Origin of the sequence: Variovorax sp. RKNM96 (assembly GCF_017161115.1) — a bacterium.
Lineage (GTDB): Bacteria > Pseudomonadota > Gammaproteobacteria > Burkholderiales > Burkholderiaceae_C > Variovorax.
The window spans coordinates 1,068,732-1,089,422 of sequence record NZ_CP046508.1; the positions used below are offsets into that span (position 1 = coordinate 1,068,732).

Annotated in this window: 21 protein-coding genes; 12 read left to right on the forward strand and 9 right to left on the reverse strand. The window is 67.0% G+C overall.

The window, feature by feature from the left end:
• Window positions 1-11: 11 nt before the first annotated feature.
• The 5 genes from ftsA (at window position 12) to GNX71_RS04905 (ending at window position 4,497) form a co-directional block, all read left to right on the forward strand.
• Window positions 12-1,241, forward strand: a complete 1,230-nt coding sequence (gene ftsA / locus GNX71_RS04885) for a cell division protein FtsA (protein WP_013539446.1) — start codon at window positions 12-14, stop codon at window positions 1,239-1,241.
• 170 nt (window positions 1,242-1,411) lie between these two features.
• The gene (ftsZ, locus tag GNX71_RS04890) at window positions 1,412-2,629 is read left to right on the forward strand and encodes a cell division protein FtsZ (RefSeq protein ID WP_206177278.1); all 1,218 of its coding nucleotides are present in this window, start codon (window positions 1,412-1,414) and stop codon (window positions 2,627-2,629) included.
• Window positions 2,630-2,830: 201 nt separating this feature from the next.
• Complete coding sequence (lpxC, locus tag GNX71_RS04895) at window positions 2,831-3,754, forward strand: UDP-3-O-acyl-N-acetylglucosamine deacetylase (protein WP_206177279.1); 924 nt, start codon at window positions 2,831-2,833, stop codon at window positions 3,752-3,754.
• Between the two features lie 15 nt (window positions 3,755-3,769).
• The gene (locus tag GNX71_RS04900; RefSeq protein ID WP_172672175.1) at window positions 3,770-3,946 is read left to right on the forward strand and encodes a hypothetical protein; all 177 of its coding nucleotides are present in this window, start codon (window positions 3,770-3,772) and stop codon (window positions 3,944-3,946) included.
• A gap of 68 nt (window positions 3,947-4,014) precedes the next feature.
• The gene (locus tag GNX71_RS04905; RefSeq protein WP_206177280.1) at window positions 4,015-4,497 is read left to right on the forward strand and encodes a hypothetical protein; all 483 of its coding nucleotides are present in this window, start codon (window positions 4,015-4,017) and stop codon (window positions 4,495-4,497) included.
• Here GNX71_RS04905 and ruvC read toward each other — a convergent pair whose 3' ends face one another.
• Genes ruvC through GNX71_RS04920 form a run of 3 tightly spaced genes read right to left on the reverse strand, consistent with a single transcriptional unit; the run spans window position 4,498 to window position 6,902 of the window.
• The gene (gene ruvC / locus GNX71_RS04910; protein WP_206177281.1) at window positions 4,498-5,046 is read right to left on the reverse strand and encodes a crossover junction endodeoxyribonuclease RuvC; all 549 of its coding nucleotides are present in this window, start codon (window positions 5,044-5,046) and stop codon (window positions 4,498-4,500) included.
• A 1-nt stretch (window position 5,047) separates the two neighbouring features.
• On the reverse strand, window positions 5,048-6,037 hold the full coding sequence (locus tag GNX71_RS04915; RefSeq protein ID WP_206177282.1) for a phosphatidate cytidylyltransferase: 990 nt from the start codon (window positions 6,035-6,037) through the stop codon (window positions 5,048-5,050).
• 1 nt (window position 6,038) lies between these two features.
• Window positions 6,039-6,902 carry a lysophospholipid acyltransferase family protein gene (locus GNX71_RS04920; RefSeq protein WP_206177283.1) on the reverse strand — a complete coding sequence of 288 codons (864 nt, stop codon included), beginning with the start codon at window positions 6,900-6,902 and terminating at the stop codon, window positions 6,039-6,041.
• Between the two features lie 9 nt (window positions 6,903-6,911).
• Here GNX71_RS04920 and GNX71_RS04925 point away from each other — a divergent pair, with 9 nt between their 5' ends.
• The gene (locus GNX71_RS04925; RefSeq protein WP_206177284.1) at window positions 6,912-7,349 is read left to right on the forward strand and encodes a DUF2809 domain-containing protein; all 438 of its coding nucleotides are present in this window, start codon (window positions 6,912-6,914) and stop codon (window positions 7,347-7,349) included.
• Here the strand turns inward: GNX71_RS04925 and mtgA are convergent.
• Genes mtgA through GNX71_RS04950 form a run of 5 tightly spaced genes read right to left on the reverse strand, consistent with a single transcriptional unit; the run spans window position 7,294 to window position 12,520 of the window.
• Complete coding sequence (gene mtgA, locus GNX71_RS04930) at window positions 7,294-8,037, reverse strand: monofunctional biosynthetic peptidoglycan transglycosylase (protein ID WP_206177285.1); 744 nt, start codon at window positions 8,035-8,037, stop codon at window positions 7,294-7,296. The two genes, GNX71_RS04925 and mtgA, sit on opposite strands and share 56 nt — an antisense overlap.
• Before the next feature lie 4 nt (window positions 8,038-8,041).
• Entirely contained in the window at window positions 8,042-8,899 is an 858-nt protein-coding gene (gene aroE, locus GNX71_RS04935; RefSeq protein ID WP_206177286.1) for a shikimate dehydrogenase, read from the reverse strand.
• Window positions 8,900-8,916: 17 nt separating this feature from the next.
• A complete protein-coding gene (locus tag GNX71_RS04940; RefSeq protein WP_206177287.1) occupies window positions 8,917-9,768 on the reverse strand; it encodes an energy transducer TonB in 852 nt (283 codons plus the stop codon).
• Between the two features lie 49 nt (window positions 9,769-9,817).
• On the reverse strand, window positions 9,818-11,878 hold the full coding sequence (locus GNX71_RS04945; RefSeq protein ID WP_206177288.1) for a ribonuclease catalytic domain-containing protein: 2,061 nt from the start codon (window positions 11,876-11,878) through the stop codon (window positions 9,818-9,820).
• A gap of 48 nt (window positions 11,879-11,926) precedes the next feature.
• Window positions 11,927-12,520: a YqiA/YcfP family alpha/beta fold hydrolase gene (locus GNX71_RS04950; protein ID WP_206177289.1), complete on the reverse strand. Its 594-nt coding sequence runs from the start codon at window positions 12,518-12,520 to the stop codon at window positions 11,927-11,929.
• Window positions 12,521-12,888: 368 nt separating this feature from the next.
• Between GNX71_RS04950 and GNX71_RS04955 the strand changes: the two genes are divergently transcribed.
• The 6 genes from GNX71_RS04955 (at window position 12,889) to GNX71_RS04980 (ending at window position 20,177) form a co-directional block, all read left to right on the forward strand.
• Complete coding sequence (locus GNX71_RS04955) at window positions 12,889-13,644, forward strand: response regulator transcription factor (protein WP_206177290.1); 756 nt, start codon at window positions 12,889-12,891, stop codon at window positions 13,642-13,644.
• A gap of 6 nt (window positions 13,645-13,650) precedes the next feature.
• On the forward strand, window positions 13,651-15,507 hold the full coding sequence (locus GNX71_RS04960) for an ATP-binding protein (RefSeq protein WP_206177291.1): 1,857 nt from the start codon (window positions 13,651-13,653) through the stop codon (window positions 15,505-15,507).
• Between the two features lie 32 nt (window positions 15,508-15,539).
• Window positions 15,540-16,694, forward strand: coding sequence for a rod shape-determining protein RodA (rodA, locus tag GNX71_RS04965; RefSeq protein ID WP_206177292.1), 1,155 nt, complete (start codon window positions 15,540-15,542; stop codon window positions 16,692-16,694).
• A gap of 56 nt (window positions 16,695-16,750) precedes the next feature.
• Window positions 16,751-18,211 carry a metalloprotease TldD gene (tldD, locus tag GNX71_RS04970; protein ID WP_041942779.1) on the forward strand — a complete coding sequence of 487 codons (1,461 nt, stop codon included), beginning with the start codon at window positions 16,751-16,753 and terminating at the stop codon, window positions 18,209-18,211.
• Window positions 18,212-18,290: 79 nt separating this feature from the next.
• Window positions 18,291-18,830: a hypothetical protein gene (locus tag GNX71_RS04975; RefSeq protein ID WP_206177293.1), complete on the forward strand. Its 540-nt coding sequence runs from the start codon at window positions 18,291-18,293 to the stop codon at window positions 18,828-18,830.
• Window positions 18,831-19,058: 228 nt separating this feature from the next.
• Window positions 19,059-20,177 carry a 3-deoxy-7-phosphoheptulonate synthase gene (locus GNX71_RS04980; protein WP_206177294.1) on the forward strand — a complete coding sequence of 373 codons (1,119 nt, stop codon included), beginning with the start codon at window positions 19,059-19,061 and terminating at the stop codon, window positions 20,175-20,177.
• A gap of 9 nt (window positions 20,178-20,186) precedes the next feature.
• Here GNX71_RS04980 and GNX71_RS04985 read toward each other — a convergent pair whose 3' ends face one another.
• Complete coding sequence (locus GNX71_RS04985; RefSeq protein ID WP_206179348.1) at window positions 20,187-20,687, reverse strand: cupin domain-containing protein; 501 nt, start codon at window positions 20,685-20,687, stop codon at window positions 20,187-20,189.
• Between the last annotated feature and the right edge of the window lie 4 nt (window positions 20,688-20,691).

Sequence of the window (20,691 nt, forward strand, 5' to 3'; positions counted from 1 at the left end):
GACATATTTCAATGCCCAAAGAATACAAAGACCTGGTCGTAGGACTGGACATCGGCACCGCCAAGGTGATGGTGGTCGTGGCCGAGGTGCTGCCCGGCGGCGAGCTCAAGCTCGCCGGGCTCGGCATCGCGCCGAGCAATGGCTTGAAGCGCGGCGTGGTGGTGAACATCGACGCCACGGTGCAGAGCATCCAGCAGGCGCTGAAAGAAGCCGAGCTGATGGCCGACTGCAAGATCAGCCGCGTCTACACCGGCATCACCGGCAGCCATATCCGCGGCATCAACTCGAGCGGCATGGTGGCGGTGAAGGACAAGGAAGTGACGCCCGCCGACGTGGCCCGCGTGGTGGAGACCGCGCGCGCGATCAACATCTCGAGCGACCAGCGCCTTCTGCTGGTGGAGCCGCAGGAGTTCGTGATCGACGGCCAGGACGTGAAGGAGCCGATCGGCATGAGCGGCATGCGGCTCGAGGCCAAGGTGCACATCGTGACCGGTGCGCAGAGCGCGGCCGAGAACATCATCAAGTGCGTGCGCCGCTGCGGCCTCGAAGTCGACCAGTTGATGCTGAACCCGCTGGCCTCCAGCCAGGCGGTGCTGACCGAAGACGAGCGCGAGCTGGGCGTGGTGCTGGTGGACATCGGTGCGGGCACGACCGACGTGGCGATCTTCACCAACGGCGCGATCCGCCACACGGCGGTGATCCCGATCGCGGGCGACCTCATCACGAGCGACATCGCGATGGCGCTGCGCACGCCCACCAAGGACGCGGAAGACATCAAGGTCGAGAGCGGCTATGCCAAGCAACTGCTGGCCGACCCCGACCAGCAGGTGGAAGTGCCGGGCCTGGGCGACCGCGGCCCGCGCATGCTGAGCAAGCAGGCGCTGGCCGGCGTGATCGAGCCGCGCATCGAGGAGATCTTCTCGCTCGTGCAGCAGGTGGTGCGCGAATCGGGCTACGAAGAGGTGCTCTCTTCGGGCGTGGTGCTCACCGGCGGCAGCGCGGTGATGCCCGGCATGGTCGAGCTTGGCGAAGACATCTTCCTCAAGCCGGTGCGCCGGGGCATTCCGAAGTATTCGAGCGCGTTGTCCGACATGGTGGCGCAGCCTCGCGCGGCGACCGTGATGGGCCTGCTCGAGGAGGCGCGCTTCGCACGCATGCGCGGCTTCAAGGTCGCGCAGAAGAACGGGTCGGTAAAGACTGCGTTCGGACGTTTCAAGGACTTCATCGTGGGGAACTTCTGACCATGAACCACTCCCCACTCTGGCTAGCTCGCGGCAGTCCGCCGTTGCATTTCAACGAGCGATGGCGACGAACAGGTCCACCATCGTGACGACGCTCTCGTTGAACACGTCACGGCAAAAGAATTATTCATAGATACAAAACGGCAACTGCAATATTCAAGGAGTTAGAAATGACCATCGAAATGATCGAAGTCGAAGAATTCAATCAAGGCACGCAGATCAAGGTGATCGGTGTGGGCGGCGGTGGCGGCAATGCAGTCGCCCACATGATGGAGCGTGGTGTGCAGGGCGTGCAGTTCGTGTGCGCCAACACCGACGCGCAGGCACTCACCCGCAGCAGCGCGAACAAGATCATCCAGCTCGGCACCAGCGGCCTGGGCGCCGGCAGCAAGCCCGACAAGGGCCGTGAAGCCGCCGAGCTCGCGGTGGACGAGATTCGCGCGGCCATCGACGGCGCGCACATGCTGTTCATCACCGCCGGCATGGGTGGCGGCACGGGCACCGGCGCTGCGCCGGTGATCGCGCGCATCGCCAAGGAAATGGGCATCCTCACCGTGGGTGTGGTGACCAAGCCCTTCGACTGGGAAGGCGGCCGCCGCATGAAGAACGCGGACGACGGCCTGGCCGAACTCGAAGCCAATGTCGACTCGCTGATCGTGGTGCTCAACGAGAAGCTGCTCGACGTGCTCGGTGAAGACATCACCCAGGACGAAGCCTTCGCGCACGCCAACGACGTGCTCAAGAACGCCGTGGGCGGCATCTCGGAAATCATCAACGAGTACGGCGGCGTGAACGTCGACTTCGAAGACGTGCGCACCGTGATGGGCGAACCCGGCAAGGCCATGATGGGCACGGCCGCGGCCGCAGGCCCCGACCGCGCGCGCATCGCCGCCGAACAGGCCGTGGCCTGCCCGCTGCTCGAAGGCATCGACCTCTCGGGCGCCAAGGGCGTGCTGGTGCTGGTGACGGCGTCGAAGGGTTCGCTGAAGCTGAACGAGTCGAAGCTCGCGATGAACACCATTCGCGCCTATGCCTCGCCCGATGCGCACGTGATCTACGGCGCCGCCTACGACGAAGCCCTGGGCGACGAGATGCGCGTGACCGTGGTGGCGACGGGCCTGTCGCGTGCGGACGCACGCCGCCAGGCACCGACGCTGGAAGTCATTCGCACCGGCACCGACAACATCCCGTTCAACGTGCCCACCATGGGCGGCACGGGCCACGGCGGCGGCCACAGCGGCGGAAACCAGCCGAACTACGACGGCATGGCCGTTCCCAGCGTGTGGCGCACCAACCGCACGATGGCCGCGGCAAAGGTGGATGCGCTGTCGTCGGGTGGCATGGACGATTTCGAGATCCCGGCATTCCTGCGCCGTCAAGCTGATTGACGGAAGGCGACCGAACGCTCAGGGCACGAAGGTTCGCAAGGGGTACAGGGAAGACCTGAAAGGGACTTCCGCTGGCTCTAGGCGCTGCGTTCACTTCGTGCCCTTTGCGTCCATCGCCAGGATTACGTAGAACCGATGTCTATCGCTGCCATAGCGAGGGGAATAGGCCGCCACAGCCGTGGCGCGCCTAAAATCCCCGGCGTGCTGCAACAACGAACCCTCAAGTCGATCAGCCGCGCCGTGGGCGTGGGGCTCCACAGCGGGCAACGCGTGGAACTGACCCTGCGACCGGCTCCGGCCGATACGGGCATCGTGTTCCGCCGCGTTGACCTGCCTGAACCCGCTGAAATCCGCATGACCGCCGAAGCGGTCACCGACACGCGCCTCGCTTCCACGGTCTCGACCGGCGGCGCGAAGGTGCAGACGGTCGAGCACCTGATGTCGGCCTGCGCCGGCCTCGGTATCGACAACCTCTACATCGACATCACGGCCGACGAAGTGCCGATCCTCGACGGGTCGGCTTCGTCCTTCGTGTTCCTGCTGCAAAGCGCGGGCATCGAGCTGCAGAAGGCGCCGCGCCGCTTCATCCGCGTGACCCGCAAGGTCGAGGTGCGCGAAGGCGAGGGCGCCAACGAGAAGTGGGCGAGCCTGGAGCCCTACCACGGCTACAAGCTGAGCTTCGAGATCGACTTCGATCACCGCGTGGTCAATTCCACCGGTCAGCGCGTGGAGTTCGACCTCGGCACCGATTCGTACAGCCGTGACATCGCGCGTGCGCGCACCTTCGGCTTCACGAAAGAGCTCGAGTACATGCTCAGCAAGGGCCTCGCGCGCGGAGGCGGTCTGGACAACGCCATCGTGATGGACGACACCAAGGTGCTCAATGCAGGCGGCCTGCGCTACGACGACGAATTCGTGAAGCACAAGATCCTCGATGCAATGGGTGACCTGTACATCATCGGCAAGCCGCTGCTCGCGGCCTACACCGCGTTCCGCTCGGGCCACGCGCTCAACAACAAGCTGCTGCGCGAACTGCTCGCGAACAGCGACGCCTACGAGGTCGTGACCTTCGACGACGAGAAGCGCGCACCGCGCGGCTTCGGCGAAGTGGCGCGGGCCTGGTAGGCGCGCGCCGAGACGATGCTCCTCTTCCGCTGGGCCATCCTGCTGCTTCTGCTGGTGGCCGGCGTGTCGTTCGCGTTCTATGCGGGCACCGGACAGGCGAAGTACCGCCGCGTCGGCTGGATCGTGCTCAAGTGGACGCTGCTCGCGGCGTTCGGCTTCTTCGCGGTGCTGATTGCCGAGCGCGTGGCCTAGCTTTTCATCTCCGTTCGCATGTCCGGAAACGGCATGCGAGGCGAGCGGCGCGGGCGCACGATGGCGCCATGAACACACACACTGAACAACCCAAAAGGAATCCGTTCGGCGTCCAGGATGCGCCGGACCCGGATGGACCCGATGTGGACGAATTCGCCGACGGCGTCGAGCTGGGCGGCGGCAACGACGATCCGAATGCGCAGCCATGGAGATCGATCGCCGATGAGATTCCCGATTCGATCGCAGGCGCTTGGTCCAGCCGATGGAACGGCGGTGCGGATCCGACCATTTCCGGCGACACGGCAGAGGCCTGGAAAGAAGGCAAGGCCATGGTGAAAGTGGCCGGCGGCCGCTTCTACCTGATGTTCGATTGGGCCGACGGCGAACGCCATGCCTTGCTCGATGTCCGCTACATCGCACCCGACACGCTGGTGGGCCGCTACATCAACCTCCGCAGCCCCGACACCACGCGCCCCTGGGTCGGACTGATCGTGGACAACCGGCGCATCGACGGACGCTGGACCAACGGGCGGCTGGACTTTCGCAGGTAGTCAGCGCGAGCGCCCTTGCCGGTACGTGCCGGCATGGGTCTTCGACAACTCCGCGGCCTCGGCCAGCCGCGCCATCGAACGGCCGACCTGCGCATGCGTGATCGCGATGCCCAGCGCGTCGGCCGCGTCGGCGCCGGGCAGGCCGGGCAGGTCGAGCAGGCGCTTGACCATCTCCTGCACCTGCGCCTTGGCGGCCTGGCCGTGGCCCGCCACCGCCTTCTTCATCTGCAGCGCGGTGTACTCGGCCACCGTGAGGTTGCTGTTCACCAACGAGGTCACGCACGCACCGCGCGCCTGGCCCAGCAGCAGCGTCGACTGCGGATTGACGTTGACGAAGATGATTTCCACCGCCGATGCATCGGGCTGGTAGCGCTGCGCGATTTCCGCGATGCCGTCGAACAGCACCTTGAGCCGCGCCGGCAGGTTGCCGGTGCCCAGGTGTCGGGTGCTGATGGTGCCGCTGGCCACGTAGCGCAGCGCATGGCCGTCCGCATCGACCACGCCGAAGCCGGTGGTCGTCAAGCCGGGGTCGATGCCGAGAATTCGCATGTCAGGCGTTGAAGTACCAGCGGATCGAATGGAAGAAGATGGGCGCGGCAAAACACAGCGCGTCCACACGGTCCAGCAGGCCGTTCGCGCCGGTCACGCCCACGCCCTTCTTGCCCCAGTTCGGAATGCCGCGGTCGCGCTTGAGCGCCTTCATCACCAGGTGCCCCATCGAGCCCGCGATGCAGGCGATGACCGACACCGCGAGCGCCTGCCCGAACTTGAACGGCGTGATGAACGAGAACAGCGCGCCCACCAGGCTCGCCACCACGATGCCGATGCCCCAGCTGGTCCAGTTGAAGCTGCGGCTCACGTTGGGCGCGAACGGCGCACGCTGCGTGCGGCGCGAGATGAGGTGCTGCACCAGCACCGAGGTCTGCACCACGAACACCAGGAAGAACACGAGGAACGCGCTCTTGCCCTCGTACCCGGGAAAGCTCAGCAGCAGCAGCGCCGGCACATGGCTCATGCCGTAGACGCAGACCATGATCCCCCACTGCAGCTTGGCGTTGCGCTCGAGGAAATGGCTCGGGTCGTTCGCCAGCGCGCTCGCCACCGGGATCGCGAGGAACACGTAGACCGGAATGAACACGGTGAAGAGATCGAAGCGCGCCGTGGCCACCAGCCAGAACTGGATCGGCAGCACCACGAAGAACGCGAGGATCAGGCTGCGGTGGTCGCCGCGCCGCGTGGGCGAGAGCGTGATGAACTCGCGCAGCGCGAAGAACGAGATCAGCGCGAAGAGCACCGTGGCCACCGTTTCGCCGAGCGCCCAGCCGATCCAGAAGACCACCACCATGAACCAGGTGGTGCCCAGCAGCGCGCGGAAATGCGCGAGCTCGGCCTGCCAGGTGGCGTCGTGCACAGGGTTGCGCTTTTCCCGGAAGCTCAGGAAGAAGGCGGTGGTGCTGATGATCACCAGCACGCCGAAGACGATGAGAAAGAGCGCCGCGACCTGTTGGGTCGGGGTGAGGCTGCGCAGGAACTGGTTCATGTCAGATATCGCGCAATGCAATCACCGCGGCACGCGCGCGATCGAGGAAGGGGCGGCGCTCCTCGCCGTCCTCGACGCGTATCGGCGCGCCGAAGGTGACGGAGCAAAGAATGGGCACCGGCACGATCTCGCCCTTGGGCATGACGCGCTGCACGTTGTCGATCCAGGCCGGCACGAGCACCACGTCGGGGAACATCGTTGCGAGCGTGTAGAGGCCCGACTTGAACTTCTGCGGCTCGCCCGTGTGGCCGCGCGTGCCTTCGGGAAAGATGATGATCGAGTCGCCGCTGCGGAGGGCCTCGACGAGTGGCGCGAGAGGGTCGGATGGAGGCTGTACGGGTTCGGCCGGTGGCGCCGGTTCCGCAACGAATGGCGGTGGCGCAGCAGGTTGAGGAGGCGGTGGCGGCGCCGGAAGATCGAGCTCGCCTTGCAGTTCGTTCACGACCTCGGCACGCGGCGCTTCGGCGGCGGGCGATGTGGCTGGCAGCAGCGGCTCCATCGAAGGCTCGATGCGCTCGATGGGCGCTGCAACGACTGCCGGTTCAGTCTGTACCGGTTCGGGCGCGGCAGGGGCGGCCGGCGCCGTGGCCGCACGTTCCACATACACCGCGTTGAACACCTCCGTCGTGATCCAGCGCTTGACCGGCGTGTTGGCCCAGTAGTCGCGCGCCGCGATCGGCCGGGTGATGCTGCGCAGTTCCTCGGGCAGGGCCGCCCAGATCATCACGAGGTCGGCGTGGCTCTGGTGGTTGGCGAAATAGATGCGCTGCTCGGCCTTCGGTGGACAGCCGTACCAGCGCGCCTGTGCGCCGGTGAGCAACCGGACGATTCCCAACAACAACCAACCTGTGAGCTTTGCCAGCATATGGGCGCGATGATACGGGCCATGCGATGGCGATTCGATCCTCTTTCACTGGTGTGGGCGGTGGCCCTGTTCATTGTTCTTGCGCTGCTGGCCACCGTCGGCGCGCGCTGGGGGTGGCTGCGAAGTTTCTTCGGCGACGTGTTGGCGGTGGTGTGGGTCTACTTCGTCTTCAAGACCTTCATTGCCGCGCGCGTCCTGCCGCTCGCACTGGCCGCGCTCGGCGTGGGCTATGCGGTGGAGCTGGGCCAGTTCCTCGCGTCGGCCTGGCATCTGCACATTCCGAACCGGGCCCTGCGCATCGTGCTCGGCAGCACCGCTGATTGGTGGGACGTGGTGGCCTACACGATCGGCTTCGCAGCCGTGCTGGCCCTCGAAGCAGCGCGCGCGAGGGTCAGGGCAGCTCGGCCGACGACATCCGCGCCACGACCGTCGACGCCCGTCCGTTGAGATACGGCGAGCCGGGCCGGCGCTCGAAGAATTTCGGGCTCGGCAGCATCACCGCGAGCCGCGCGGCCTCGTTGGCGCCCAGGCGCGAGGCGGGCTTCTTGAAGTAGTACTGCGATGCGGCCTCGGCGCCGAACACGCCTTCGCCCCACTCGACGTTGTTCAGGTAGATCTCCAGGATGCGGCGCTTGTCGAGAAACACCTCGAGCAGGGTCGCGAGCACCAGCTCCTGGCCCTTGCGCAGCATCGTGCGCTCGCCCGAAAGCAGCAGGTTCTTGGCCAACTGCTGCGTGATGGTGGAGCCGCCGCGCAGGCGCACCGGCTGCATCGGCTTGCCGCGCGCCACGGCGCGGGCGGCGCGCTTGGCGGCCAGTTCCTCGGCCTTGGCGTTGCGCTGGCGCGCGCGTTCGATGGCTTCCCACTCCACGCCGTTGTGATCGACGAAGCCGGCATCCTCGCTCGCGATGACGGCGCGCTTGAGCGTGTCGTTGATCTGCGAATAGGGCACCCATTCCTGGCGCCAGCCGCCCTCGCTGCCCTTGTGGATGGCGACCTGCCAGGCCTCGGAGCGCTGGAACGCGGTGCTTTGCGGATCGACCACCGCCATGGCCGCGATGCGCACCACGAAGAACAACTCGAGTGCGAGACCCGCCACCACGAGGCAGGCGATGAGGCGCAGCACGGCCTTCATTTTCTCAGTGACCCGCGGCGAGCGATGCGCGCAGCTCGGCCAGCACCTGTGCCGACGGTGGGCGCACGCCGCGCCAGATCTCGAACGATTCGGCTGCCTGCTCGACCAGCATGCCGAGTCCGTCGCGGGGCACGGCGCCATGCGCCTCGGCCCAAGCCATGAAGCCCGCAGCGGCGGGGCCGTACATCATGTCGACCGCGAGCGCGCCGGGGCGCAGCACTTGCGCGCTCACCGGCACTGCATCGCCGACAAGGCTGGAAGCGGTGGCGTTGACCACCACGTCGAAGCTACCTGGCACTTCGTCGAGCGCCCAGGCTTCGAGCGTGGCACCGTGGCCGAGCGCGAGCGCGGCATGTCGCTGGACCACCGCGACCGCCTTGTCGATGGTGCGATTGGCCACCACGATGCGCGAGGCGCCCGCGTCCAGCAGCGGACCCAGCACGCCGGCCGCCGCACCACCGGCACCGATCAGCAGCAGCTCCTTGCCGGCCAGCGGCACGCCCGCATTGCGAACGATGTCGTTGACGAGGCCGATGCCGTCGGTGTTGTCCGCATGGATGCTGCCATCGGCCTCGAAGCGCAGCGTGTTGACCGCCTGCGCGAGCAGGGCACGCTCGCTGGTGTGCTGCGCCAGGGCGGCAGCTTCGAACTTGAAGGGCACGGTGATGTTGCAGCCGCGCGCGCTGTCGCCGCGCTCGACGGCTTCACGGCGGAATGCGGCGATGCCTTCGGCGAAGGCGCCGAGCGGAATCAGTCGGCGGCCGTAGTCGATCTGCTGGCCGCAGAGTTCGGCAAAACGGGCATGGATGCGCGGCGAGCGGCTGTGCTCGACGGGGTTGCCCATGACGCAGTACAGGTCCATGGCTGCAGCCTCGCTGTTTATTGGGAGATTTCCATCGTGCCGTCGCGCGCGAAGCGGAACGTGCCCTGGATCACCATCTGGTCGGCCTGCTCCTGGCGCATGGCGGTCGTGAACTTGCCGAAGTTGCCGGTGCTGCGAACGATCGCCTGTGCCCGTCGGTCGAGCGCGATGTTGCCCGAGCTCTGGTCGACCACGGTGGCGAGCACGTTGCCGTCGAAGTTGACGGTCAGCGTCATCTTGAGTTCGCCGTACAGCTTCTTGCCGGCCAGCTCGGGGAAGTTTTCCGCGGCGCGCGCCTCGACGCGGCGCAGCATGGTGTCCACGTACACCGCGAAGGCGGCTTCGCGCGTGGAAGGGCTGATGTAGCGCTTCTTGGGGCGCGAGTTTTCCTCGTTCACCCGGCGCTCGATCTGGGCCAGCAGCTCGACCATCTGGCGGCGCTTTTCTTCCTGCGCGGCGGCTTCGGTCGGATCGCCCGCATTGCGCGGATCGCGCACCGGCATCGCGGCGATGTCGCGCCGCAACTGCGTGATCATCTGCATCTGCTCGGCCTGCAGGGCGTCGACCTGTTTGCGCGCGTCCTCGAACGAATCGCCCACGGCGGTGAAGCTCGACGGCGGCAGCGGGCTGGTCGCGCGCCCCTTGTCGAGATCGCCGCCGCCCGCGAGCGAGGTCTGCGCCATCAGCTTGGCATTCGCGTCGGGCCGCTCCTTGGTCTTGCTGTTGACCAGGATCACCTCGAGCGGCGTGTCGGTGAACGCACGGTTGAACGACTCGGGATCGACGAAGCGCACCGCCAGCAGCGCGGCATGCGCAATGACCGACACGCCCAGGGCAATCTGCAGCGTGCTGAGGTCCTTGAAGTTCATTCTCGAAACTCCTCCAGGGGCTGCATTTCTCCGGACGTTCCGCCGGAGTTCATGCAGGTGTGTTTTCCGGTGCGGCCTCGCTGTCGCTCAGGTCGACGGCAATGGCGATCGGGCCGGCGACTTCTTCTTCGTCCTCGCCGCTCTCGTCTTCCGCGGAGGCATCGGCCTTCGGCGCATCGAGGCGTTCGAGCACGGTGCCGCTCACGTCGAGCGCGATCTCGTCGATCTCGCCGAGCTTCACCCGCAGGCGCGCACCGCGCTCCTGCTGGCCGGCCACCGGGAACACCAGCGGCAGCGCATCGGCACGCACCAGCGCGCCGTTGGGAATGTCCTTGATGACGGTCGCTTCGAGCTCGGTGATGCCGTTCTGCTGCAGGTACTTGAGCGTCCAGAAGCGTTCCATGCCGCCCTGGTAGCCGTTGTAGGTTGCATAGGCGGCGTCGAAGCCCGAGAGGATCGAGAACAGGTCGGCGTCCTTCGGCTTGAAGGGCGCAGCCAGCGCGGCGGTCTTGCCGTGGCGGGCGGCGGCGATGATCTGCCACTGGTTCACCAGGTCGGTGTAGCGGCGCAGCGGCGAGGTGCTCCATGCATAGCTCTTCACGCCCAGGCCCGCGTGCGGCAGCGCGCGCGTGCCCATGCGCACCTTGATGCCGGGCGCCAGGCTCGCCTGGCTGCGGTAGAGCCCGGGCACGCCGAGTTCGCCGAGCCAGCCGCCCCAGCTGCTGTTGGCCAGGATCATCGCTTCCGAGACGATCAGGTCGAGCGGCGCGCCGCGTTGGCGCGTGGTGATCTGCACCTGTTCGTTGCCGGTGGGTTCGTTGCCGTCGTTGCCGACGAGGCGGAAGTTGTAGTCGGGCCGGTTGAAGTTCTCTGGCTTGCCGCGCACCACTTCGCGCTGCGCCTTCAATTGCTTGGCGAGGCGGAACAGGAAGGAGAGCGGGGCGCGCAGGTTCGCTGCAGCTTCAGGCGTGTTCTCGCTCGTGACCGCGGCGTCTTCGAGCCAGGGCTGCGTGACGACGCTGTCGAGCTGGTCGTGGCGCAGGTTGGCGACGATCGGCACGCGCTCCAGCTTGGTCTCGGTGCCTTGCAGCTCGAGCGTGGTTTCGTCGAAGCGCGCGTAGAGAGACACGGCCGGGCGGTCGGCGCCTTCGAGCAGCGTGTAGGTGTTCACCACCTCGTCGGGCAGCATCGTGATCTTGTAGCCCGGCATGTAGACCGTCGACATGCGTGCACGCGCCACGTTGTCGATGGCACTGCCGGGCGTGAGCGCCAGGGCCGGTGCCGCGATATGGATGCCGACCGTGACGGTGCCGCTGCCAAGGCCTTGCACCGACAGTGCGTCGTCGATTTCGGTGGTCTGCGAATCGTCGATCGAGAAGGCCTCGACGCCGGTGGCGACGGGCAGCTCGTCCACGATGGCCGGTGCCGCGAGCGCCGGAAAGCCGGTGCCCTTGGGGAAGTTCTCGAACAGGAAGCGCCGCCAGTGGAACTGGTAGGGCGAGTCGATCGCGCCGGCGCGCTCCAGCAGGTCGAGCGGGGGGCGCTGCGTGGCGCGCGCGGCGTCGACCACGGCCTTGTATTCGGGCGCGTTCTTGTCGGGCTTGAACAGGATCTTGTAGAGCTGCTCGCGGATCGGCTGAGGGCACACGCCCTCGGCCAGCTGCCCGGCCCATTCGACGATCTGCGCCTGGATGACTTTCTTCTTCTCGATGGCGGCGAGCGCCTGCTGCACGATTTCGGCCGGCGCCTTCTTGAAGCGCCCCTTGCCCGCGCGGCGGAAGTAGTGCGGCGCCTCGAAGAGCGCGAACAGCGCGGCGGCCTGCTGGGCGAGCGTGGGCTTGTCGCTGAAATAGTCGGCGGCCAGGTCGGCAAAGCCGAACTCGCCTTCGGCTGCGAATTCCCAGGCCAGGTCGAGGTCCATCGCGGCGGCGAGCGTGCGCGCCTCGGCGATCAGCTCGGCCGGGGACGGTTTCTCGAAACGCAGAACGATGTTGGCGCCCTTGACCTTGACGCGCTTGCCGGTCTCGAGCTCGACCTGCGCCGAGGCTTCGGCCTCCGACAGGACACGGCCGCCGAGGTACTTGCCGGCTTCTTCAAACAATACAAACATAGGCGCGGATTGTCCCATGCTGGATGGGGCGGCCCGGCCCGGCGATGCTCAGACTGGATTGATGAACGCCATCACGTCGTCGAGGTGCGCCGTCTCGAAATCCGACAGCGCATGGTCGCCGCCTTCCAGCAGCTTGATGTTGCTGTCCGGATAGCGTGCCGACATCTCGTGCCAGTCGAGCGCCTCGTCGCCCTTGGCGATGATCGCGAACACGCGTTCGGGCCGCGTGAGCGAGCCGACTTCCATGGCGCGCAGTTCGTGGATGTACTCGGGCCGGAAATAGAAATGCTCGGCCGGGTCGTGCCAGACGGTCTGGTCGCCGATGTAGAGCGTGAGGTCGCGCGCCGGGTACACGGCCGGGTTGAGCAGCACCGCGCGGCAACGCGTCATGCCGGCGACATAGGTGGCGTAGAAGCCGCCCAGCGACGAGCCGATCACGGCCATCGACTTGCGCGGCCAGTGCGCGATGCCCTTCATCACCATGTCGATGGCGTCGTGCGGCGAGGGCGGCAGTTGCGGGCACCACCATTCCAGGTTGGGATGCGCCTGCGCCACGCGCTGCGCCACGAGCTTCGCCTTGGTCGAACGGGGCGAGGAACGGAAGCCGTGCAGGTACAGCAGATGGGTGGTTTGCGGGTCCATGGGGGGAAGGGCGGGAAGGTGCGAACGCCGCACCTCGCTGGCCGAGACGCGGTAATTCTGCATGAGGTCCGTGCCTGCAAAGCGGCTTGCGGCATTCAAAAACCCTGCGGCGAGGGGTTCTTGGGGAAAGCGATAACTCATAACTACTTACACCGCATGAACGTTCCGTCGGCCTCGGCCCTGCGATGGTCGCCTGGCTGGAGTTCGAAAGTATTCATGGGCTGCTCCTCGTTGCCGGCGTCGCACGCACGGCGATGAACCCGCGGCAAAAAAGAAAAAGAAAACGCCCAATTCTCGGGACGCGATCCGCGGTGCGCATCCCATGAAAGGGGTATGCATGCGCGGCGTTCGGGGGTGCGCCGAGGCTTATGCTTCATGCCATGAATACAGAGGTACCGGATGACGGCACGCTGCGCCGATGGGGTGTGCTCGTGGTCGAGGACGACAGCCGCGCGCGCGCCTTCTTCGAAGCCAGCGTGCAGCGCAGCCCGCGCCTTTTCTGGCTCGGCAGCGCGGGCACCGTACAGGAGGCGCTGGGCTGGCTGGCGCGCACCGCGACGATTCCCGACGTCCTGCTGGTCGACCTCGGCATGCCCGACGGCACGGGTCTCGACGTGATCCGCGACGCCGTCGCGCGCTTTCCCGGGTGCGAGCCGCTGGTGGTGTCGGTCTTCGGCGACGAGGAGAACGTGCTCGCCAGCATCGAGGCCGGCGCCGTGGGCTACATCCACAAGGACGCCGCGCCCGAGGACATCGCGCAGACCATCGTGGAGATGAAGGCCGGCGCATCGCCGATCTCGCCCATGATCGCGCGGCGGGTGCTGGCCAAGTACCGCAGCCTGCAATCGGCCAGCATGGTCGGCGCCGGCACCGCCGCCGGCACCGCCGCGCCCGAGGCCGCATTCGACGACAGCGAGCGGGGCCTGCTGTCCGCGCGCGAACACGAGGTGCTGACGCTGATCGCGCGCGGCTTCTCGTACGCGGAAATCGCGCGGCTCAAGGGCCTGAGCGTGCACACGGTGCAGACCCACATCAAGAACCTCTACGGCAAGCTCGCGGTGCACTCCAAGAGCGAGGCGGTCTTCGAGGCCACGCGCCTCGGCCTGCTGCCTCATCCGGGCTGAGGACGGATGCTGGCGAGGCTGGGGGCGCTGCTTTCGCTCTGGCTGGCGGTGCTGGTGACCGGCCCTGCCGGCATGGCGGCGGCGGCGGGGGCGCCCCTCCAGGCCGACGATGGCTCGATCGAACTGCGCCAGGGCACCATCACGACGTCGGTCGACGGCATCACCCGCACCGGGCCGGTCGAGCTGTCCTACCACTGGGACCGCCAGCATCGCGGCCGGCCCGGCCTCGCGAGCTTCGACCTGCCGTTCACCCTCGCAGCCGCGCCGGAAACGCCCTGGGGCATCTTCATTCCCCGCGTGGGCAACGTCTTCGAGGTGCAGCTCAACGGGGCGCTGCTGCAGGTCTACGGCGACCTGGGCGCGGCCAACGGAGCCGACTACGCCAAGGCGCCGATCTATGTGCCGGTGCCGGGACACCTGCTGACTGCCGGCGAGAACCACCTGCAGATCCGCCTGCGCGCCGACAGCGCCCGGCGCGCCGGCCTCTCGCGCGTCGTCATCGGGCCCGCCACGCCGGTGCGCACCGAACTCTTCGAAAGTGCCTATGCCTGGCGCTTCACCGGCTCGGTGCTGCTGACGGCCTTCAGCCTGATCGTCGGCAGCATCGCGCTGGCGCTTTGGCTGACGCAGGTCGACACCGGTGCCGTGGGACGGCAGCGGCGCGATGGCATTTATCTATGGGCGGCACTCGCCGAGTTCTGCTGGGCGATCCGCGTCGCCGACGGCGTGATCGCCGAGCCGCCGCTGCCCTGGGTTCCCTGGGGCGTGCTGATGGCGGCTTGCTACGCGGGCTGGGCGGCGTCGGCCATGATGTTCTGCTACCACCTCGCGGGGTGGGCCCGGAATCCCCGGCTGCAATGGCTGCGTTGGCCGCTCGCCGCGGTCGTCGCCGGAACGGTGGTGGCGAGCACGCTGGCCCTGCAGCGCGAACAACCGTTGTGGCTCACCGGCTGGCTCGCTGTCGAGATCGTGATCATTGGCGTTTTCGTGGGCGGCTTCGTGGTGGCGACCGTGCGCCAGCCGAGCACCGAGCGGATGCTGGTGGCCCTCGCGGCGCTGGTGACGGTGGGCTTCGGCGTGCGCGACTGGCTGGTGATCCGCCTGAGCGATGCCTACGGCGAGACCACCTGGGTGCGCTATTCGTCGATCTTCTTCGGCATCGCGCTGCTCCTGATCGTGCTGCGGCGCTTTCATGCGGTGAGCACCCAGGCGCGCGGATGGGTCGCGGCGCTGGCCGACCGGGTGGCGCAACGCGAGCGCGAACTGGCGCTGACCTACGCCGAACTCGAACAGGTGGCGCGCGACCAGGCCCGCACCCACGAGCGCGAGCGCATCCTGCGCGACATGCACGACGGCGTGGGCTCGCACATCAGCTCGGCGATCCGGCAGCTGCAGTCGGGCCAGACCAGTTCGGAAGAACTGCTGCGCACGCTGCGCGACTCGCTCGACCAGCTCAAGCTGTCGATCGACTCGATCCATTTGCCGCCAGGTGATGTCGGCGCGCTGCTGGCGGCGCTGCGCTACCGGCTGGAACCCCGGCTGGTGGCGGCGGGCATCGAATTCGAATGGGCGGTGGAGGAGGTCGGGCCGGTGCAACTGCTCGATGCGCACGCGATGCGACAGCTGCAGTTCCTGCTGTTCGAGGCCATCTCCAACGTGCTGCAGCACGCGCAGGCGAGCGTGCTGCGGATCGAGGCGGACATGCAGGGCGACACGGTGCGGCTGCGGGTGATCGACAACGGCCGGGGCTTCGACGCTTCGCAGGTCCCCAGGGCGCTGTGGGAGCGCGCCGGCGCGATCGGCGCGCGGCTGGCGGTCGAAAGCCGACCGGGGCGCACGGTCGTTCAACTCGCTTTCGGCTGAAGTGGCGTGCGGGGCGCGGATAATCCGCCCCCATGTCTGCCGTGTTCAATCAGCCCTCCCTGGCGCGTCGAATCGCGCCCATCTTCCAGGGCTTCGACGGCTTTCTGGCCTTCGCCGTGCTGCTGCTCGCCTTCGCCGGGCTGCTGACCATGTATTCCTCCGGCTACGACCACGGTTCGCGCTTCGTCGACCATGGCCGCAACATGCTCCTGGCCGGCTTCATCATGTTCGTGGTGGCGCAGGTGCCGCCGCAGCGGCTGATGATGTTCGCGGTGCCGCTCTACGCGGCGGGCGTGGCGCTCCTGATCGCGGTGGCGCTCTTCGGTATCACCAAGAAGGGCGCCCAGCGCTGGATCAACATCGGCGTGGTGATCCAGCCCAGCGAAATCCTCAAGATCGCCATGCCGCTGATGCTGGCCTGGTGGTTCCAGCGGCGCGAAGGCCAGTTGCGGCCGCTCGATTTCGTGGTGGCCACGGTGCTCCTGGCGGTGCCGGTCGGGCTCATCATGAAACAGCCTGACCTCGGCACCTCGCTCCTGGTGCTGGCCGCGGGCATGGCGGTGATCTTCTTTGCCGGCCTTCCCTGGAAGCTGATCGTGCCGCCGGTGCTGATCGGCGCCATTGCCGTGACGCTGATCGTGAGCTTCGAGACGAGGCTGTGCGCCGACGGCGTCGACTGGCGGGTGCTGCACGATTACCAGAAGCAGCGCGTGTGTACGCTGCTCGACCCGAGCAAGGACCCGCTGGGCAAGGGCTTCCACATCATCCAGGGGATGATCGCCATCGGCTCGGGCGGCGTCGGCGGCAAGGGCTTCATGCAGGGCACGCAGACGCACCTCGAATTCATTCCCGAGCGCACCACCGACTTCATCTTCGCCGCCTATTCCGAGGAATTCGGGCTGATAGGCAACCTGGCGCTGATCTCGGCCTTCATCCTCCTGATCTTCCGCGGGCTGGCCATCGCGACCAGCGCGACGACGCTCTTCTCGCGGCTGCTGGCAGGGGCGGTCACGATGATCTTCTTCACCTACGCCTTCGTGAACATGGGCATGGTGAGCGGCATCCTGCCGGTGGTGGGGGTGCCGCTGCCGTTCATCAGCTACGGCGGGACGGCAATGGTGACGCTGGGGCTGGGGCTGGGCATCCTGATGTCGATCGCGCGGGCGAGGAAGCTGGCGCAGAACTAGGCGCCCGAGTGCCCTTGGGAGCGGCACGGGAGAGGGTCGCTGCCTAGAATGGCGGAATGATCTCCCGCGAACCCACCATCGAGCGCCTCGCCACAGCCCAACAACTCTTGCTCACGCCATTCGGACTCGACGAATCGCACCTGAGCAAGGCCCTGGCCGAGATCACCTCCCACAAGGTGGACGACGCCGACCTCTACTTCCAGTACACGCGCAGCGAAGGCTGGAGCCTCGAAGAGGGCATCGTCAAGACCGGCAGCTTCAGCATCGACCAGGGCGTCGGCGTGCGTGCGGTCAGCGGCGAGAAAACTGCATTCGCCTATTCGGACGATATTTCCGAAGCCTCGCTCCTCGATGCGGCCCGCACGGTCCGCTCGATTTCCTCCGCCGGCCGTACCGGCCGCGTGAAGACGCCGACCCGCAAGATCGCCTCGAGCCGCTCGCTCTACAACGGCGTCGATCCCATTTCCACGCTCGACAGCACGGCCAAGGTCAAGCTGCTCGAGAAGACCGAGAAGCTGGCGCGTTCGCGCGATCCGCGCGTGGCGCAGGTCATGGCGGGCCTGGCGAGCGAATACGACGTGGTGCTCGTGGCGCGCGCCGACGGCACGCTGGCCGCCGACGTGCGCCCGCTGGTGCGCCTGTCGGTCACGGTGATCGCCGAGCAGAACGGCCGGCGCGAAGTCGGCTCCGGCGGCGGCGGCGGGCGTTTCGGACTGGCTTATTTTGACGACGAGAAGATCGCTGAATATGTCGACCAGGCCGTGAAGGCCGCGCTGACCAACCTCGACGCCCGCCCGGCCCCGGCCGGCGAGATGACCGTGGTGCTCGGCTCCGGCTGGCCCGGCATCCTGCTGCACGAGGCCATCGGCCACGGGCTGGAAGGCGACTTCAACCGCAAGGGCTCGAGCGCGTTCTCGGGCCGCATCGGCCAGCGCGTGGCGGCCAAGGGCGTCACGGTGCTCGACGACGGCACGATCGCCGACCGCCGCGGCTCGCTCAACGTCGACGACGAGGGCAATGCCAGCCAGCGCAACGTGCTGATCGAGGACGGCATCCTCAAGGGTTACATCCAGGATTCGATGAACGCCCGCCTCATGAAGGTCAAGCCCACCGGCAACGGCCGCCGCGAGAGCTACGCCCACGTGCCGATGCCGCGCATGACCAACACCTACATGCTCGGCGGCGACAAGGACCCCCAGGAAATCGTGGCCAGCATCAAGAAGGGCCTCTACGCCACCAACTTCGGCGGCGGGCAGGTCGACATCACGAGCGGCAAGTTCGTGTTCTCGGCCAGCGAGGCCTTCTGGGTCGAGAACGGCAAGATCCAGTACCCGGTCAAGGGCGCGACCATCGTGGGCAACGGCCCCGACGCGCTCACCCGCGTGACCATGATCGGCAACGACATGGCGCTCGACTCCGGCGTGGGCACCTGCGGCAAGGAAGGCCAGAGCGTGCCCGTGGGCGTTGGCCAGCCCACGCTGCGCATCGACGGGCTCACGGTAGGTGGAACGGCTTAGGACTTTCGGCACTTGCCGGGCGTTTCCTCCGGTTGCTAAGCTGCGCCCTTTTGCGCACGACGCATTCAAGGAGCATTTCATGGGGAACAGGATCAACTCGCCCGCGGCCCTCTGGGCCATGACCGCCCTGGTCGCGCTGGGCAGCGTCGGCTGCGCATCGCGCGGTGGTTCGGGCAGCCAGCCCCAGGCCGCGCCCGCTCCCGCGGCCGCCGCTCCGGCAGCGCCCGCGCGCAGCGGTTCCGGCGCGGGCATGGATGGCAAGGGCAACGTGACCGATTCCTCCAAGGTCGAAGCCGGCAGTGGCCGCACCGTCAAGGGCCTGAACGGCTACGAAGGCGAGATCACCGGCAACCCGGCGCGCAACAGCAAGTTCACCCGTCTGCAGATCGGCATGAGCGCCAAGCAGGTCACCGACCTCGCCGGCCCGCCGACCGACCAGGGCGCCTACGTGACGGGCAAGGCCTTCATTCCGTTCTATTTCGGCAGCGATCGCCATCGTTTCGAGATGACCTACAAGGGCCAGGGACGGCTGATCTTCGCGGGCGGCGGCATGGGTGAATACACCAGCGGCAACCTGATCTGGATCATTCACAACGCCAACGAATCGGGCTACCGGTAACCCACCCCATGACCCGGCCGCCTGGCCGGGTCTTTGTTTTCCGTGCTACATTCCGCCCCTATGTCCGCCCTCCGCGCTTACTTTTTTGCCTACTTTTGGTTCCCGGTTTCCGGCGGACGAGAGGCGAGCGCGTAAAGCAAACGAACACCCTCCCAAAACCGCCGGCGCCTCAAGCCCCGGCGGTTTTTTTATGCCCTGACGATATTCACTCCAACAAGGAACAGCACCATGAGCACGAACACTGCCCCGGCCAGCGACAGCTGGTATGCGAGCGTCGAAAAAACCAGCAAGACCGACGACGAACGCATCAAGGACATCAACGTGCTGCCCCCTCCTGAACATCTGATCCGCTTTTTCCCGATCCGCGGCACGCCGGTCGAAACGCTGATCGAGGGCACCCGCCGCAGCATCCACAACATCATGGCCGGCAAGGACGACCGGCTGCTGGTGATCATGGGCCCCTGTTCGATCCACGACCCGGCCGCCGCTGTCGAGTACGCCAAGCGCCTGAAGGTCGAGCGCGAAAAATACGCCGGCACGCTCGAGATCGTGATGCGCGTGTACTTCGAGAAGCCGCGCACCACCGTCGGCTGGAAGGGCCTGATCAACGACCCGTACCTGGACGAGAGCTTCCGCATCGACGAAGGCCTGCGCATCGCGCGCCAGCTCCTGATCGACATCAACCGCATCGGCCTGCCGGCGGGCAGCGAGTTCCTCGACGTGATCTCGCCCCAGTACATCGGCGACCTGATCTCCTGGGGTGCCATCGGCGCGCGCACCACAGAAAGCCAGGTGCACCGTGAACTGGCCTCGGGCCTTTCGGCCCCCATCGGCTTCAAGAACGGCACCGACGGCAACATCCGCATCGCCACCGACGCCATCCAGGCGGCCGCCCGCGGCCACCACTTCCTCTCGGTGCACAAGAACGGCCAGGTCGCGATCGTGCAGACCAACGGCAACCGCGACTGCCATGTGATCCTGCGCGGCGGCAAGGCGCCGAACTACGACGCGGCCAGCGTCGAAGCCGCCTGCAGGGACCTCGAAGCCGCCAAGCTGCCGCCCACGCTGATGGTCGACTGCAGCCACGCCAACAGTTCCAAGCAGCACCAGAAGCAGATCGACGTGGCCAGGGACATCGCGGGCCAGATCGCCGGCGGCTCGAACCGCGTGTTCGGCGTGATGGTCGAGAGCCATCTGCAGCCGGGCGCCCAGAAGTTCACGCCGGGCAAGGACCAGCTCTCGGGCCTCGAATATGGCAAGAGCATCACCGATGCGTGCATCGGCTGGGACGATTCGGTGCAGGTGCTCGAGACGCTGTCGCAGGCCGTCAAGGCCCGCCGCGGTTAAGAGGGGGCGCTACAGCATCCCGGCCAGGTCGGGCCAGTGGTGCCGCATCGATGCCGCCTCGTCGCTGCCCGGCGGCACCATCGAGAAGTCGGAAAAATCGAAGCCCGGGCCGACCATGCAGGCGACCAGCGTGTAGTCGCCTGACGAATGGCCCTGGATCGGGCGGGCCGCTTGCCACTGGCCGGCTGGCACCACATGCTGGGGACGCGTGCCGTGCGCGTCGACCGGCCCCAGCCGCACATGGGCCGGCGCCGTGCGCATCGCGGCATCGCAGGTCCAGAGCGCCAGCGGCACGCCCTCCAGGTGCACCCAGACTTCATCGGACAGCACCCGGTGCCAGCGCGAATGCTGGCCCGCCTCGAGCAGGAAATAGATGCTGGTGAGTGCGCTGCGGGATGCGCGGCCATCGGCTGGCGTCACCTGTGCGGCGGAACGGAATACCTCGCGGTACCAGCCGCCCTCCGGGTGGGGCTGAAGGCCCAGTGTTTCGATGAGTTCGGTGGAGCGCATGTTC

What these genes read in the sequence shown, in the direction of transcription:
- GNX71_RS04920 (WP_206177283.1), bottom strand. Translation starts at nt 6,902, where the DNA reads ATGCTGGCAAAGCTCACAGGTTGGTTGTTGTTGGGAATCGTCCGGTTG.
- GNX71_RS04915 (WP_206177282.1), bottom strand. Translation starts at nt 6,037, where the DNA reads ATGAACCAGTTCCTGCGCAGCCTCACCCCGACCCAACAGGTCGCGGCG.
- GNX71_RS04950 (WP_206177289.1), bottom strand. Translation starts at nt 12,520, where the DNA reads ATGGACCCGCAAACCACCCATCTGCTGTACCTGCACGGCTTCCGTTCC.
- GNX71_RS04945 (WP_206177288.1), bottom strand. Translation starts at nt 11,878, where the DNA reads ATGTTTGTATTGTTTGAAGAAGCCGGCAAGTACCTCGGCGGCCGTGTC.
- GNX71_RS04940 (WP_206177287.1), bottom strand. Translation starts at nt 9,768, where the DNA reads ATGAACTTCAAGGACCTCAGCACGCTGCAGATTGCCCTGGGCGTGTCG.
- tldD (WP_041942779.1), top strand. Translation starts at nt 16,751, where the DNA reads ATGATCTCCCGCGAACCCACCATCGAGCGCCTCGCCACAGCCCAACAA.
- ftsA (WP_013539446.1), top strand. Translation starts at nt 12, where the DNA reads ATGCCCAAAGAATACAAAGACCTGGTCGTAGGACTGGACATCGGCACC.
- GNX71_RS04925 (WP_206177284.1), top strand. Translation starts at nt 6,912, where the DNA reads ATGATACGGGCCATGCGATGGCGATTCGATCCTCTTTCACTGGTGTGG.
- GNX71_RS04975 (WP_206177293.1), top strand. Translation starts at nt 18,291, where the DNA reads ATGGGGAACAGGATCAACTCGCCCGCGGCCCTCTGGGCCATGACCGCC.
- GNX71_RS04980 (WP_206177294.1), top strand. Translation starts at nt 19,059, where the DNA reads ATGAGCACGAACACTGCCCCGGCCAGCGACAGCTGGTATGCGAGCGTC.
- rodA (WP_206177292.1), top strand. Translation starts at nt 15,540, where the DNA reads ATGTCTGCCGTGTTCAATCAGCCCTCCCTGGCGCGTCGAATCGCGCCC.
- aroE (WP_206177286.1), bottom strand. Translation starts at nt 8,899, where the DNA reads ATGGACCTGTACTGCGTCATGGGCAACCCCGTCGAGCACAGCCGCTCG.
- GNX71_RS04900 (WP_172672175.1), top strand. Translation starts at nt 3,770, where the DNA reads ATGCTCCTCTTCCGCTGGGCCATCCTGCTGCTTCTGCTGGTGGCCGGC.
- GNX71_RS04960 (WP_206177291.1), top strand. Translation starts at nt 13,651, where the DNA reads ATGCTGGCGAGGCTGGGGGCGCTGCTTTCGCTCTGGCTGGCGGTGCTG.
- GNX71_RS04955 (WP_206177290.1), top strand. Translation starts at nt 12,889, where the DNA reads ATGCTTCATGCCATGAATACAGAGGTACCGGATGACGGCACGCTGCGC.
- ftsZ (WP_206177278.1), top strand. Translation starts at nt 1,412, where the DNA reads ATGACCATCGAAATGATCGAAGTCGAAGAATTCAATCAAGGCACGCAG.
- GNX71_RS04985 (WP_206179348.1), bottom strand. Translation starts at nt 20,687, where the DNA reads ATGCGCTCCACCGAACTCATCGAAACACTGGGCCTTCAGCCCCACCCG.
- mtgA (WP_206177285.1), bottom strand. Translation starts at nt 8,037, where the DNA reads ATGAAGGCCGTGCTGCGCCTCATCGCCTGCCTCGTGGTGGCGGGTCTC.
- ruvC (WP_206177281.1), bottom strand. Translation starts at nt 5,046, where the DNA reads ATGCGAATTCTCGGCATCGACCCCGGCTTGACGACCACCGGCTTCGGC.
- GNX71_RS04905 (WP_206177280.1), top strand. Translation starts at nt 4,015, where the DNA reads ATGAACACACACACTGAACAACCCAAAAGGAATCCGTTCGGCGTCCAG.